The sequence below is a fragment of the Bacillus sp. Marseille-Q3570 genome (assembly GCF_946151055.1).
In the GTDB taxonomy this organism is placed as follows: domain Bacteria; phylum Bacillota; class Bacilli; order Bacillales; family Fictibacillaceae; genus Pseudalkalibacillus.
Genome location: NZ_CAMGYZ010000003.1, coordinates 75,654 through 90,727, shown reverse-complemented (window position 1 = coordinate 90,727; position 15,074 = coordinate 75,654). Strand labels below are relative to the sequence as shown.

The 15,074-nt window shown below is 41.6% G+C and carries 15 protein-coding genes; 1 reads left to right on the top strand and 14 read right to left on the bottom strand.

Going from position 1 to position 15,074, the window contains the following annotated elements:
- Positions 1-120: 120 nt before the first annotated feature.
- The 8 genes from N8M93_RS06240 to N8M93_RS06205 all read right to left on the bottom strand — a co-directional run bounded on the left by N8M93_RS06240 (position 121) and on the right by N8M93_RS06205 (position 5,846).
- Positions 121-1,461 (bottom strand): anti-sigma factor domain-containing protein, encoded by a 1,341-nt coding sequence (locus N8M93_RS06240; RefSeq protein ID WP_261130403.1) that lies wholly within the window; start codon positions 1,459-1,461, stop codon positions 121-123.
- 27 nt (positions 1,462-1,488) lie between these two features.
- Positions 1,489-2,259 (bottom strand): RNA polymerase sigma-I factor, encoded by a 771-nt coding sequence (gene sigI, locus N8M93_RS06235; RefSeq protein WP_314728264.1) that lies wholly within the window; start codon positions 2,257-2,259, stop codon positions 1,489-1,491.
- 377 nt (positions 2,260-2,636) lie between these two features.
- On the bottom strand, positions 2,637-2,960 hold the full coding sequence (locus N8M93_RS06230; RefSeq protein ID WP_261130402.1) for a thioredoxin family protein: 324 nt from the start codon (positions 2,958-2,960) through the stop codon (positions 2,637-2,639).
- Positions 2,961-2,986: 26 nt separating this feature from the next.
- A complete protein-coding gene (locus N8M93_RS06225) occupies positions 2,987-4,060 on the bottom strand; it encodes a sorbosone dehydrogenase family protein (protein WP_261130400.1) in 1,074 nt (357 codons plus the stop codon).
- The gene (locus tag N8M93_RS06220) at positions 4,057-4,416 is read right to left on the bottom strand and encodes a toprim domain-containing protein (RefSeq protein WP_261130398.1); all 360 of its coding nucleotides are present in this window, start codon (positions 4,414-4,416) and stop codon (positions 4,057-4,059) included. The genes N8M93_RS06225 and N8M93_RS06220 overlap by 4 nt, the downstream gene beginning before the upstream one ends.
- A 181-nt stretch (positions 4,417-4,597) precedes the next feature.
- Positions 4,598-4,840: a YusG family protein gene (locus tag N8M93_RS06215; RefSeq protein WP_261130397.1), complete on the bottom strand. Its 243-nt coding sequence runs from the start codon at positions 4,838-4,840 to the stop codon at positions 4,598-4,600.
- 171 nt (positions 4,841-5,011) lie between these two features.
- Positions 5,012-5,395, bottom strand: a complete 384-nt coding sequence (gene gcvH, locus N8M93_RS06210; protein WP_261130395.1) for a glycine cleavage system protein GcvH — start codon at positions 5,393-5,395, stop codon at positions 5,012-5,014.
- 94 nt (positions 5,396-5,489) lie between these two features.
- Positions 5,490-5,846 carry an arsenate reductase family protein gene (locus N8M93_RS06205; RefSeq protein WP_261130394.1) on the bottom strand — a complete coding sequence of 119 codons (357 nt, stop codon included), beginning with the start codon at positions 5,844-5,846 and terminating at the stop codon, positions 5,490-5,492.
- Positions 5,847-6,099: 253 nt separating this feature from the next.
- Here N8M93_RS06205 and N8M93_RS06200 point away from each other — a divergent pair, with 253 nt between their 5' ends.
- Entirely contained in the window at positions 6,100-6,753 is a 654-nt protein-coding gene (locus tag N8M93_RS06200; protein ID WP_261130392.1) for a LysE family translocator, read from the top strand.
- Positions 6,754-7,223: 470 nt separating this feature from the next.
- Here N8M93_RS06200 and N8M93_RS06195 read toward each other — a convergent pair whose 3' ends face one another.
- From N8M93_RS06195 to N8M93_RS06170, 6 genes are all read right to left on the bottom strand, one after another.
- Complete coding sequence (locus N8M93_RS06195; RefSeq protein ID WP_261130391.1) at positions 7,224-9,008, bottom strand: acyl-CoA dehydrogenase family protein; 1,785 nt, start codon at positions 9,006-9,008, stop codon at positions 7,224-7,226.
- A 15-nt stretch (positions 9,009-9,023) separates the two neighbouring features.
- Positions 9,024-10,205: an acetyl-CoA C-acetyltransferase gene (locus tag N8M93_RS06190; protein WP_261130390.1), complete on the bottom strand. Its 1,182-nt coding sequence runs from the start codon at positions 10,203-10,205 to the stop codon at positions 9,024-9,026.
- A 12-nt stretch (positions 10,206-10,217) separates the two neighbouring features.
- Positions 10,218-12,614, bottom strand: coding sequence for a 3-hydroxyacyl-CoA dehydrogenase/enoyl-CoA hydratase family protein (locus N8M93_RS06185; protein ID WP_261130389.1), 2,397 nt, complete (start codon positions 12,612-12,614; stop codon positions 10,218-10,220).
- A gap of 249 nt (positions 12,615-12,863) precedes the next feature.
- Positions 12,864-13,361, bottom strand: a complete 498-nt coding sequence (locus tag N8M93_RS06180) for a DinB family protein (protein ID WP_261130388.1) — start codon at positions 13,359-13,361, stop codon at positions 12,864-12,866.
- Positions 13,362-13,549: 188 nt separating this feature from the next.
- Positions 13,550-14,020, bottom strand: a complete 471-nt coding sequence (locus N8M93_RS06175; protein ID WP_261130387.1) for a hypothetical protein — start codon at positions 14,018-14,020, stop codon at positions 13,550-13,552.
- A 115-nt stretch (positions 14,021-14,135) separates the two neighbouring features.
- Complete coding sequence (locus N8M93_RS06170; RefSeq protein ID WP_261130386.1) at positions 14,136-15,053, bottom strand: proline dehydrogenase; 918 nt, start codon at positions 15,051-15,053, stop codon at positions 14,136-14,138.
- Positions 15,054-15,074: the final 21 nt, after the last annotated feature.

Genomic DNA, 15,074 nt, shown 5'->3' with positions numbered 1-15,074 from the left:
ATTCGATATTTCCAGTAGACAATATCCGATACAATACAAAAAGCGCCAGAAACTCACTGAATCTGAGTTTGTCTGGCGCTGTAGTAGTCAATCAATTATGTATAAAAACACCACAAATCGTCATGGATTTTTACCATGACTTCCTTTTCCTTGTTTATCTTGGTGAGGGTGTGAGTGTTTTTTCATTTTTGATTTTCCATTGTTTTGAGCATGGAAAATGTTGATTTGCAGGTTCTCAAGTAGTTTCAATTCCTGAGGAGTCAATTCATCCGCATCTAATCCATGCAGATCCAATTTGATCTTAACCTGCAAATCATTTTTTTCTTCATTCTTTTTTGAAGTTTTATCTTGATCCGACTCGCTTCGGGCCTTATCTTCTTTATCTGTTTGATCCTTAGCAGGCGCTGTAGTTGCATTTTTTGCTTTTTCTACTGGTTCGGAAACAGGTTCACTTGCAGCTGCCTTTTCTTCCTCTTTTTCATCAGGATTTTCAACTGCTGTCTTTGCTGTATCTTTGACATCATCTTTGACATCACCGCTCGCTGCTGTTCCTGTTCCATTTGTATCAGGCACCTCTGGATCTGAAGTGTCTTTAATATCGTTTTCATCTTTTGTATGTTTAATATGTTCTAGACTATTATTCCGTTTAGGAATTTTTAAAGGTTCTTCAGTCTGTTGTTCACCTGAATCTTCTGGACTTATTTGCGCATTTGTCAAGTATTTATTCATCTCAGAAAGAGAAAGTACACTTGCCTGGTCGAGTGTGAATGTATCATCAATATTCGAAATGTCTTCAAATACCAGATATTTACCCATTGACAACCCATTTTCTTCTGCAAGCTTTCTGGTCGCTTCAGTTGTTTCTCTTAGTGATAGAACGATTCCAGTGTTTTCAATATATTTACTCGCTTTAAGTCTTTCAATTGACTTATTTAAGCGTTTACGCATTTCATCGGATACAAAATCATCGTCAATCGTTGACGTGATCAACAGGTCTTCATACGTATCGAAATAACCTGATTCTTTCAAGGTTTTGAATAATGAATCGGAAAATACCAATAAAGATGAGTCTTTATATTCTTCTGAACCTTCAAGCAGGTTTTTTGCATCTTCGTTCAAAGCACGGACTTTGATGACATTCATTTCATTATCCACTGCTACTTCAATGCTCGGATTGATATCAAAACTAACATATGCAGCAGCAGAAGCCTTGTTCGTACCAAATGGCATTCCGCCGGCAACCAATACGAAAACAATGATTGCTACAAGGGAAAGTGAAAATGAAGGCAACAATGTTTTTCTAGGCTGAAAAAAGGCATCAGAAATTTCGGGTGGACATATATACTCCTGTCCAACCTCAGGTTGTTCCCCTTTTTTCAACCGAACACGTTCAAAACTGCCATCTTTAGTCAAAATCACAGCTTTCCGCTTCGATACTTCCATAATCAAGCCGCGTTTCACTCATTGGTCCCTCCCTTCCATAGGATATCAGGAGGGCTCAATGTACGATCTAAGCGATGTATACCCTCCAATGTAAATCAATGCAATCGCTATTATATACTTTCGATTACGCTCAATCGTTTTACGACTGCAAGAGACCATATTTAATAAATCTTTTATCGGCAGTTGTTTCTTATCCGTCAAATACCCTGCCAATTTCTCGTTTTCAGCTAATAGCTGCGCGATTTGTTTCGCGTTTTCACGCGCATCGATATGCTTAGGGCAGTTTTTGCTCAACACTTTGAACGTAATGCCGTACCCTTTGAGTAATTGTTGATATTCTTCAATCTCATATACACGGTTTTCGACTTGCAGTTGTTGATCATAGTGGCTGATTGCAGCTTGCTGTTCAGCAAAGCTATCTTCAACACGGCCTTCTTCATCTGTTTCTTCAGGCTCTAGGAAGACATACCTGTTCTGTCGTGCTTCTTTACGGATAAAATCGATCACACGTCTACGTATGACCATGTCCGCAAATGTCAAGAAACGGCTCCCTTGTCCTTCTTGATATTGATTGATAGCTTCGTTGAATGCTGTCAATCCAATACTATATTCGTCACGAGATTGGTCAATATACTGGTTACAAACTTTAGACGTTACTTTTTTGATGAATGGTTGATAATCTTCAAGCAGTTCATTACGGAGGTCCTCATCTCCGCGTGCAATTCTTTTCACCTTATCTTCTATAGTAACTGCTTTGTTTGCCACTGGCTTATTGAATTTTGGTTTCATTACTAAATTCATGTTCATAGATGTCATTATTGTATCCACCTCACTACGGACAAGTTTTTAAACTTAAAATTATTGAGGATATCCAAACGGAATATATATCAAAAGTTAGAATTTTTTATGCAAAGGATAAAGAATCCATAACTCATTTATATCATTATTTTTGACGTTTGGAGGATACAATTTGATAACAATGTTACAAGCACTTTAACAATTGTAACATAATTTTATTCTGACTGACTTGACTAAATTTTCAAACTTTTACAAGTTCCTTTGTCTTAATTCGACAAATGTTTGCATTATTAGCGGGAAAGCGTTTTCTAAGATTTTTTTACCATAAAGAAAGATTTTAGCGAAAAGTGCCATTTTGAAATATATTAGGAAAAAATATCCACCGAAAATCGCTTTTATTTATAAAATTTTTTTATTTCTCCATAAATATGATCGACAGAACGGAACGAATAAAGCATTTTGACCAGTTTTCCACCCTCTAAAAACGCGAGACATGGAACACTTTTGACCTTCCATTGCTTTGCTGTCGTTGGCATTTGATTGATATTTCCGGAGAGGACCTCTGGTTTTTCTTGATCGGTAAACACTGCTAACGCTATCTCCAACATTTGATTCGCAAGTTTACAAGTGCCACACAACGGTGTGTGGAAAAAGATCACTGCCCTTTCCCTTTTGAATATTCGTTGGATCAATTGCTGTTGATTCACTTCTTGTATCATGTAAATCCAAGTTCCTTCCTTTGTACTTACTGATCCTCAAGCGGGAATTTTAATAGACGGTCATCTTCTGGTTCAGGATTACCTCTTCCATCCGTATTGTTGGTAATCGCATAAAGGGATCCGTCCACGATTGCGATATCTCTCATTCTTCCATATCCTTCAGCGAATGTCCGGCTAGTGTTATTATCCAAATCAAACTCCCTGATCTGCTTACCAGCTAAAAACGCCACATAAATCTTAGTATCAGATATGGCTAGACCAGAAGGAGCCCATGTATCATCTCTAGAATGAAAAATCGGCTTGATCATTCCTTCGCGTTCTTCATCCCCTCTGATGATCGGCCATCCATAATTCCCACCAGCCACAATTTCATTGATTTCATCACGATCGGTTGAGCCATGTTCAGAACTGTACATCTTACCGTCTTTTGTCCAACCAATCCCTTGAGGATTCCTATGTCCATATGAATATACAGGTGAATCATTGAACGGGTTGTCGTATGGGATGGTGCCATCCAAATTCAGACGTAGAATCTTACCTGCTAAACTTTCCTGATCCTGGGCAAGATCCGGTTCACCTGCGTCACCTGTTGTTATATAAAGTTTTTCGTCAGGTCCTACTGCTAAACGTCCACCGTCATGGATCGGTCCACCAGGAATCCCCTCAATAAGAATATCGGTCTCTTCCCAAATATCTTCATCTTTTTGGACCTTCACAACACGATTCAGAAGGCGCCCATCTTCTTGATATGTATGATATAGATAGGCCTCTAAAGGCTGACTTCCCTTTACAATATGAAATCCAAGCAATCCACTTTCCGTACGCGAAACGATTTCTTTTGAAACGGCTACGGTTTGATTTTGTTTCATACCATCTGAAATGCTCATGATTTCACCAGGACGCCCTGATAGATAATAAACGGTGTCTTCCACAATATTGATCTGCCATGGAACCTCTAGTTCTGTTGCTAACGTTTGAATATCTTGATTTTGATTGACGGGTTGAAATTTGGAATCCTTTTCACCAGGTGAAGTCTTTTCATCATCAGAACAGCCGGTCATCATTAAAACAAGCAGGACAGGCAAAAGTAATTGCTTCATGTCGCACCTCCGTTCAACAGATAGCTGCGGTTGATTTCAAAATTAGCGTTCAAAAGAATTTTAGCGAGGTACATATGGGGGGTCTCCGCTACTTCTTTATAAATGCTTTGGGTGTACAAATGTCTTGCATTCGGAAGTTCCCTTTTTAAAATTTTCCTTAGCTTATGTCCAGCGTCATCTTCATCAACGAGGATATAAATGTCTCGATGCTCTATGGATTCAATCAGTTCTTCGAGTTTTGTAAAGCTTATCGTCCCATGTGTACAAATGATCTCTACAGGTTCATCCAATAGTTTACGTACCTTTTCACGGTCTGTTTTCCCCTCGACGATCAAAATTTTCTTATCTGTATCCATTTATCGTTCCCACCTGTTTTCGTTTCGTTAGAAATTAGTATGATAAAGGGCTTTGCCATTTCTAAATGATATTCAAGCCACTCATGCGGATATAGCGAGCTAAGCGAGACCCCAAAGCGAATTAATGATCTTCGACTAACACAGCCTAAAGAAAAAAGCAGCGGATCACAATGGACCGCTGCTAGCACCAACCAAATTCACAATCATCTACAAGCTGTTGATTTTGAGCAGGCGGGTTTGATTCATGACGATAAATCTTGTCCGAATCAAACTCAAAACCTTCCCCCATCTCATACAGATTACCCTGATTAGTGAACGTGATTTGGCCTATCTTATCTTTGTTCAAGTACAGAGACATAGAACCCTGGTCCATCTTGCCATAAACCTTATTCGTAATATCAGTTTTACGAATATCTTGGTCCATCAAGATCACACCCTTCTAAAGATTAGTGTTCAAATGACAAATGAGCAACAATGTATTTATGATCATTTTGAACAACCTTTTTCATGGTAGTAATAGAATAACCAACTTAGAAGCAGATGAATCACTTTAACGTTCTGTTTTTATGTCCTGTCAATGTGCTTATTGCAAATCTTACTCTTCACTTACCATCTTTTGATAATCATCCGCAGACATCAACTTCTCTAGCTCTGACTCATTAGAAAGCTCTACAACGATCATCCATGCTTTTTCATATGGTGATTCATTGACAAACTCAGGATTATCTTCAAGATCTTCATTTACTTCTAATACTTTTCCGCTTACTGGAGCGTATAATTCAGATACAGTCTTAACGGATTCGACGCTTCCGAATGGCTCGTCCACTTCGATATCATCGTCTACTTCTGGAAGTTCAACGAATACGATATCTCCAAGCTCATCTTGTGCAAAAGCAGTGATTCCAATATAAGCTTTGTTACCTTCAACTCTTACCCATTCATGTTCTTCTGAATAACGTAATTCCTTTGGATATTCCATTCTTATCCCTCCATAAGTTTCTCATTAAAGTTTAGTTTCTTAAAATGATTCTAATGTAATAGTAATATAAAACAGTATGCTTTCGCAATCTGTTCTATTTCCATGTTTGTGCGAACTGGTCCTCTTTGAAGCCAACTGTTACAGTTTTTCCATCTGTTACAATCGGACGCTTGACCAACATGCCATCTGATGCAAGCAGTTCCAATAGTTCTTCTTCTGAAGAATCTTTCAATCGATCCTTCATGCCGAGTTCACGATATTTCTTCCCACTCGTATTGAAGAACTTCTTCAGCTCCAGCCCGCTCTTTTGATAAAAAGAAGTTAACTCTTCTTTTGATGGGGTGTTTTCGACAATATGTACATCCTCGTATGCAACACCATTTTCATCCAGCCATTTCTTTGCCTTCTTACAGGTTGAACAGCTTGGATACTCATAAACTGTTAACGACAATTAGGACACTCCTTACTCGACAATTTCTGTATTTTCTGAAGAGCTTCCATTCTATTTTATCACAACATATTGTCTGACAAACGTATAAAGGCTTATTGCCGAAATTTAATTTAATGGCAATTTAAGGCTGGACATTCCGCAATACCCTTTTGAAAGATTGAAGCTTTGCATAGCTTGTTTCATATTTCGAGTTCTATGTGCTTTCTCACCTTCATTTAATAGTATAAGACAAGCTTGTTGAAGGAGAATGCAGATGCTCGCCACTGTTTCTGGATACATCCTATTAGGTCTTTCTATCGCAGCTCCAATTGGTCCTATCAACATCGAAATCATAAAGAGAGGACTTCAGTATGGGTTTTGGCCAGCTTTTCTTGTTGGAGCTGGCGGAATCTCCTCCGATCTTACCCTTATGGCACTTATGTTTTTTGGACTTTCCAAAATCATGTCACTTGCTTGGGTGAAAATCATACTGACATTCTTAGGCTGTTTCATCTTATTATATTCAGGATGGACAAACCTCCGAGTTACCTCACAAGCAATAGAACCTTCAAAAACATCGGCTTTCATGCCGGCTGGTATCTGCACCCGATCCTATTTTACGGGGGTAACCATCGCCGCTTCCAATCCGATGAATTTACTTTTCTGGCTGGGGATTTATGGCTCCGTCCTGAATAGTGCGCTGCATCAGAACAATCATATACAATCCTTCTTTTTGTGCAGTCTCGTTTTTCTCGGTATCGGTTTATGGAACCTGAACCTCGCATTTACAGTGCACTTCGGGAGATTCTTAATGAGCACCCGTGTTATGAGGGGTATCAATATCCTGGCCAGTATCGTATTGATCGGATATGGCCTGAAGTTCGGCTATATAGGACTTAGCGAACTACTGTATTTAATCATTTCTTGAAGCCGGACATGATCTCCTCCATTTAATTTGCCAGAATGTAAAAGAGATCCCCATCAGCATTGAGGACCTCCTTTAAGAGAGTGTGTTTTTATCTGGAAAAGAGAGTTTTAAATTTTAATAAACAAATCGGTGACGTTTTGAACTTCAGTTTAAATATATGGTTCAAAACGACGAATAAGAAACAACACTGCCTAAAACCGTCACGTCCTGTGACAACGGCAGTACTAGCACATCCTTTGCGTCGGAAGTTCTAGGCATGAAGGTTTCGAGGAAGGCTACTAACTTGATTAACATCATTGCTGCCTTGCACCGAGGAAACTTTCTTCGGTAGGATTACCATGCAGACGCAGGTGCACAATGTTTATTTTTCATAGTATCGTAGCTTCTATCTCCTACATGAGGACCGGAGAAACCAAGTAACGCCGAAATTCGCCGTTTATCATTCGGTGACGTTTTGAACTTCAATTTAATTAAACGACATACTTTTCATCATTTAACAAAACCCCAGCAACCTCGCGCTTCTTCTTAACTACATTGATTGGTGTGTAACGGGCCAATTTCTTAAGTGCAGAAAGCATCATCCGCAGCTGATCCCCATCTTCAATTGCAACGATGGATTCTTTTGCGTGGGATTCGATCCGCTCAAAAGCTTCCTGGCAATAGATTTCTGTGAGACGAATCTTTTGTGCCGCTTTTTCTGCCCCGAGTTTTTGGATCGCTTTTTCCGTCCTCAGCACGATGGATTCGATTGCATATGCCTCACTTACGATATCCGCGACATTCGAAAGGATTTCTTGCTCATGTTCCAGCTTTTCTCCATATTTTTGGACAGCTAGACCAGCGACCATCAAGAAAATCTTCTTCGCATTTTTCACGAATTGTTTTTCTTGAGCGAGCGGTTCATCACCAATTTCTTCCGGCATTAGCATCATCAGTTCATTTTGAAGCTCTGTTGCTTTTTGCAGGAGTGGCAATTCACCTTTCATCGCTTTACGAAGAAGTGTACCAGGCACCAATAGACGGTTGATTTCATTCGTTCCTTCAAAGATACGGTTGATCCTTGAATCCCGGTACATGTTTTCAACTTCATACTCGGACATGAAACCATATCCACCATGGATTTGTACTGCTTCATCGACTAAATGGTCCAATACTTCTGAAGCGAACACTTTATTCAGTGAACACTCGATTGCATATTCCGCAATTCCTTTAGCAAGCAGAGAGCCATCTTTTTGCTCTTCAGGAGATAAGACACCTAAACGGTCCTCATACATTCCGACTGTCCGATAGACAGAACTTTCTGAGGCATACGTTTTTGCAGCCATTGTCGCAAGTTTCTCCTGGATGAGCGTGAAGCGTGAAATCGGCTGTTTGAACTGTTGGCGTTCATTTGCATATTTGATCGATACTTCAAGCGCGCGTTTAGCTGCCCCTACACAGCCAACCGCAAGTTTATACCGACCGATATTCAAAATATTGAACGCGATCACATGTCCTCTGCCAGCTTCACCGAGCAGATTTTCTTTCGGTACTAATGCATCATCAAGAATGAGCGTACGTGTAGATGATCCTTTGATTCCCATCTTCTTTTCCTCTGGCCCCGTAGATACACCTTCATACTCACGCTCTACGATGAATGCTGAAAAATGTTCACCATCGATTTTGGCATAAACCACGAAAACATCTGCAAACGCTGAGTTTGTAATCCATTGTTTCTCCCCATTTAAAACGTAGTGTGTTCCATCATCATTCAGCTTTGCGACCGTTTTTGCACCTAGCGCATCTGAACCAGAACCTGGCTCAGTCAACGCATATGCTGCGATCCGTTTGCCTGTGGCAAGGTCAGGTAAATACTGCTGCTTCTGTTCTTCATTCCCGAACAAGACGATCGGTAAGGAACCGATGCCGACGTGTGCACCATAGCTTAATGAAAATGATCGTGCTCTTGAAAACTTCTCAGTAATAAGAGAGGAACTGATTTTATCGAGAGCTAGCCCGCCGTATTCCTCTGGAACATCTGCCCCTAGAAGCCCTAACTCTCCTGCTTTTGTCAGTAAGTCTCTCGAAATATCGAACTGATGGTTTTCAATCTTTTCAAGTTGTGGAACGACTTCTTTTACGACAAAATCTTCTGTTGTCTTCCCCATCAAAATCTGTTCTTCGTTGAAATCCTCCGGTGTAAATACACTCTGCGCTTCTACTTCTTCTATTAGGAAGCTTCCACCTTTTGCTGCTTTTTCTACACTGCTGGACATACCTTCTACCTCCTTTTATGATTGGATCAACTCGAATACTCCTGCGGCTCCCATACCTCCGCCGATACACATTGTGACTACTCCGAATTGCTCGTTTCTTCGTATCATCTCGTGCATTAGCGTCAATGTCAGTTTTGCACCACTACAACCAAGAGGATGGCCTAATGCGATCGCTCCGCCGTTGACGTTCACTTTTTCTTCATCAAGCCCTAACTGGCGGATGACCTGCAATGATTGCGATGCAAATGCTTCATTCAGCTCGAACAATCCAATGTCGGATTGCTCAAGTCCTGCAATCTTCAATGCTTTTGGAATAGCTTCAACTGGCCCGACACCCATGATTTCAGGTGCGACACCAGCAACTGCGAATGATCGGAACTTCAAAATCGGTTTCAATCCTTCCGCTTCAGCTTTTTCACGATCCATGACAAGGACAGAAGCTGCACCATCACTCATCTGGGAGGAGTTCCCTGCTGTAACGCTACCCTTTGCAGAGAAGGCAGGCCTGAGTTTCCCGAGCACTTCAAGCGTGGTATCCGCCCGTACTCCTTCATCAGTGGAAAAGGTTGCTATTTTTTCTTGCAATTTATTGTTTTCATCGACCCAACGTTTCGTCACTTCCACTGATACGGTTTCATCTTCAAATTTACCTTCCTGGATGGCTTTTGCAGCCTTCTGATGACTTCGTAATGCAAATTGATCCTGGTCTTCTCTAGTGATGCCGAACCGGTTTGCCACCTCTTCTGCTGTATAACCCATTCCCATATAATATTCTGGCCTTGAATCGAGAAGCGCTGCATTCGGCTTAACGACATGACCTGGAACTGGGACAAGACTCATTGATTCAGCCCCGCCGGCAATGATCGCTTCAGCATGACCGAGCATGATCCTCTCAGCTCCATATGCGATACTTTGCAATCCGGAGGAGCAATATCGATTGATCGTGATTGCCGGTACATTATCTGGTAACCCTGCGAGACCACCGATCAAACGAGCCATGTTCATCCCTTGCTCTGCCTCTGGTATCGAACATCCGATGATCAAATCATCGATCGCTCCATCATAGCCACCGGCCCGTTTCAATGTCTCTTTCACTGTCAATGCACCTAGATCATCCGGCCTTACATTGGCAAGTGTCCCTTTTTTTGCTTTTCCGACAGGTGTTCTTGCACCTGCCACTATTACTGCTTCTTGCATCTTCACCCCTCCTTAGTTGCGTAATGGTTTTCCTTTTACGAGCATATGCTGCATACGTTGTTGTGTCAGCGGTTCCCCTGCAAGACTCAAGAATGCTTCACGCTCAAGGTCCAATAAGTATTGTTCATCAACGAGTGTGCCCTCAGGTACTTTACCACCAGCAATGACATAGGCTAATTTTTTAGCGATTTTCAAATCATGATCCGAAATCATATTGCCGAATTTCATCGTCTGCGCACCAAGGAGCATCGTTGCATATCCGGCTTCCCCAGCTACTGGGATCTTTTTACGTTGAGGCGGGCGGTATCCTCTGTTATATAAAGAAAGGACTTGTTGTTTCGCGTCATAGATAAGATGATCCGCGTTGACACTGATCCCGTCCTGCGGTCGTAAAAATCCTGCTTCCTTCGCTTCATGGGCAGAGGTTGAGACCTTTGCCATCGCAATCGACTCGAATGTTTGGATCGCCAGTTTTTGAAGGTCAGGTTTGATATCTTTCGGAACTTGCTCTAACAAGCGAGTGTACAACTCCTTGTTTCCACCGCCGCCAGGTATGATCCCGACTCCCACTTCAACAAGACCCATATAAGTTTCAAAGGATGCTTGAAGACCTGCTGCAGGCAGTGAAACCTCTGTTCCGCCTCCAAGTGTCATGTTGAAAGGAGCAACGACAACTGGTTTGGCACTATAACGCACTCGAGCCATCGTTTGTTGGAATTGTCGGACCATAAAATCAAGTTCAAAGAAATTATCATCCTGCGCTTCCATCATGATCAGCATCAAGTTAGCCCCGACACAGAAGTTCTTTCCCTGGTTTCCGATGACAAGTCCTTTGTAGTTCTTTTCCACTTCATCAATCGCGTGATGGATCATCTGGATGATATCTGGACCGATCGAATTGTTTTGTGAGTGGAATTCCAATAAAGCAACTCCGTCACCCAAATCAATGAGACTAGCACCTGAGTTTTTCTTGATGACGCGATTTTCATTCTTAAGGCGGCTCAAACGGATGATTTTACTATTTTCATTGGCCTGTTTGTACTCGCCCTTATTGTAAAATTCAAGATCCGTTCCTTTTTGCTGATAAAAATCTTTTTTGCCTGATTCAAGCATGTCAGTAACCCATGCCGGGACGGTTTCCCCTTCTGCTTTCATGCGTTCTACCGACTTTTCAACACCGATCGCATCCCATGTTTCGAATGGACCCAGTTCCCAGCCAAATCCCCATTTCATTGCATCATCGATTGCTTTGATATCATCCGCAATCTCATAAGCTTTTTCCGCAGAATAGAGCAAGACTGGTTTTAAAATCGACCAGATCAGCTTTCCAGCACGATCGTCTGCATATACAAGCGCTTTCATTTTATCCGGTAAAGTCTTTGCCTGTTTACTAGTCTCAGTGGATGCGGTTTTCAACTTTTTTCGCGGACCATATTCAAGTGTATCTGGATCCAACTCAAGAATCTCGCTCTTCCCTTCGACTTTCTTCTTCAAGTAAAATCCTTGCCCGCTCTTGCTACCGATCCAGCCTTTTTCATTCATCTTCTTCATGAACTCCGGAACTTCAAAAACAGCTTTTTCTTCCCCTTCCACCTGATCATATACGTTCTTAGCTACGTGGATGAAAGTGTCAAGCCCGACGACATCCAATGTACGGAATGTAGCACTCTTCGGACGACCGAATGCTGGTCCTGTCACCGAATCGACTTCACCTACTGAGTAGCCGTTTTTCAGCATTTCTTGTACGGTAACCAACAATCCATATGTTCCGATCCGGTTTGCGATGAAGTTCGGAGTGTCCTTCGCTTCCACTACTCCCTTACCTAGCACCTCTTCTCCGAAATGGTTGATGAATTCAAGCACTTCAGGTTTCGTATCACTTGTCGGAATCACTTCTAAAAGCTTCAAGTAACGCGGCGGGTTGAAAAAGTGCGTGCCGAGGAAGTGTGCTTTGAAATCTTCACTTCTTCCTTCTGCCATTGCATTGATCGAGATTCCTGATGTATTGGAACTTACAATCGTTCCAGGCTTCCGATGCTGCTCGATTTGTTCAAAAACCTTCTTTTTGATAGTCAAGTTTTCTACAACGACCTCAATGATCCAATCCACTTCACCCAGCTTTTCAAGATCATCCTCTAAATTCCCCACCTCGATCATCTCAAGGTGATCCTTTGAGCTAAGTGGTGCCGGCTTGTGCTTCAACAATTTTTGTCTGGCCGTTTCTGCCAGCTTGTTCCTTACTTGCGGGTGCTTTAAAGTAAGCCCCTTTGCTTCTTCCTTTTCGGTAAGCTCTCTCGGTACGATATCCAGTAAAATACTCGGAATACCTACGTTAGCTAAATGAGCAGCAATACCTGAACCCATTACACCTGAGCCGATAACAGCCACCTTGCGAATCTGATATGACATGATGAACCTCCTTTATATGAATGAATACTCATTCATTTTTTAAACAAAAAATAGAGCCTAAACCAAATATATGTTCAAAAAGCCGGAATTAGTAGAGCGGTAAATCCGAGTAACGCCGAAATTCGCCGATCATTATTTGGTGACTTTTTGAACCTCCTCTATAAATACTATAAGAAATTTCAACCCAATACGCAACACAAATTTCAGAAAATTTTTATGATTGCGTCTTATTTTTATTTTACAAGTTATTCAAGCCGATGGACGATGCATTTTCAGGATTTCTTTTATTTGATCGATGTGCCGTCTTTCGTGATATCCAATGAAATCGATCCACTGCAATAACTTCATGGGGCCGAAAATCGGGTGTGAAAAAGCTCGTTTCTCAAGCAATGAAGGATCTTCTACTTCTTCTAACACCTGAATGAGTTTATTTCTAGATTGTTGTAGGGCAATCTTGGCTTCATCCTTTGATTTGTAACGTCCGATGGGCCGTACATACTCAGGTGCATCCACAACGGGATACCTTTTAGCCGAACGATAGACCGGATGATCGGGCGTTTCTGTGTCTTCTCCATGACAGATCAAGTATTCACATTGCTTGGTAATGACGCGTTCAATCAAAACTAAGTGTTCCAACACCTCCAAAACGGACCATGAATCGATTGAAATACGGGATTGACCTTGTTCTTCTGGAATTTCATCAATTGTTGCCATCAATTCTTTTCTGCCTTCCTCAAAAACGGACACGTTCATCCCTCCTCGAAAACTATAAAAATGACTCTTCTTAATCCTTGTTCGACAAACCCATTGTGAATTCCCTTTATTTTTTCATAATATGCTCGTTTGGGGGGAGATTGTGTTATTTATTTTTTACAACAGAAGGGATCAATCTGCTCGGGATTACGGTTTTTAGGACAGTATTGCGTTTTATTCTCTTATTGGGACAGGTACACCGCTTTTTTGCCTTCTGTTGTCCCGTATCGCCTCTTTTCGGGACAGGTAAACCGTTTTTTTGCTCGTTGCTGTCCCGTATCCGATCGTTTCGAGACAGCCGCACCGCTTTTTTGCTCGCTGCTGTCCCGTATCGCCTCTTTTCGGGACAGGTACACCGCTTTTTTGCTTGCTGCTGTCCCGTATCGCCTCTTTTTGGGACAGGCGCAACGCTTTTTTACTCGCTGCTGTCTCGTATCGCCTCTTTTCGGGACAGGTAAACCGCTTTTTTGCTCGCTGCTGTCCCGTATCGCCTCTTTTTGGGACAGGCGCAACGCTTTTTTACTCGCTGCTGTCTCGTATCGCCTCTTTTCGGGACAGGTAAACCGCTTTTTTGCTCGCTGCTGTCCCGTATCGCCTCTTTTTTTGCACAAGGGCATCGCTTTTTTGTTGGCTATTGTCCTAAGTTCGCCCATGTTCGGACAAGTATCCTGCTGTTTCCTTCTCTCCGTGTCTGAAATTGTACTAAATCACTATAAAGCCAAAACAAAAAAGAAACAGACGTTAAACGGCTGTTTCCACTAATTTCTTTTATTTTCCGAAGACACCTTTCAGTACGAATGCCACGTTTGCTGGTCGTTCAGCAAGGCGTCGCATGAAGTAGCCATACCAGTCATTTCCGTACGGTACATAGACACGCATTTTATACCCTTCATCCCGCAGTTGTCGTTGAGCATCAATCCGGATTCCGAAAAGCATTTGGAACTCAAATTGATCATTCGGAATGTTATGCTCTTTTACAATTTCTTTCGTATAAGAGATGATTTCATCGTCATGAGTGGCGATTGCAGTATAGTTTCCGTTCAAAAGATGCATTTTGATGATTTTCTTGAAGTTCTCATCCACATCTTTTTTCTCTGGAAAAGCGACTGAAGGAGATTCCTTATAAGCACCTTTTACCAGCCTCAAGTTAGGGCTGAGTGAATCGAGATCCTGAATGTCCTCGACTGTTCTATATAAATAAGACTGTAATACAGTGCCTATATTTTCATATTGTGCTTTCAATTCTTTAAAAATATCAATTGTCGCCTGGCAGCGCGCTTCGTCTTCCATATCGATCGTTACGAAGACATCATTCTTATCCGCGGCTTCCATAATCCGCTTCATGTTTTCTAATACCAATTCCCGGCTGATGTCCAATCCCATTGAAGTCAATTTCAATGAAAGCTGTGAGTTCAGATTCTCTTTCGCTATCGATTCGATCGCTTCGATACAGTGATCTGTCATCTCTTTCGCTTCATTCTCATTATCGACAAATTCACCAAGGTGATCGATGGTTACGTATAGCCCTTCCTCATTAAGCTTTTGGATGACATTCAAGGAACTTTGCAATGAAGCACCAGCGACAAAACGTCCTGCACCGAATCGGAGGCCGTATTTCTTCGCCATCTTTGTCGCCATTTTATTTTTAGCCATGAACAAAAAGAAATTTTTCAAAATCTTTTCCATAAAAAATCCCCCTATACTGAA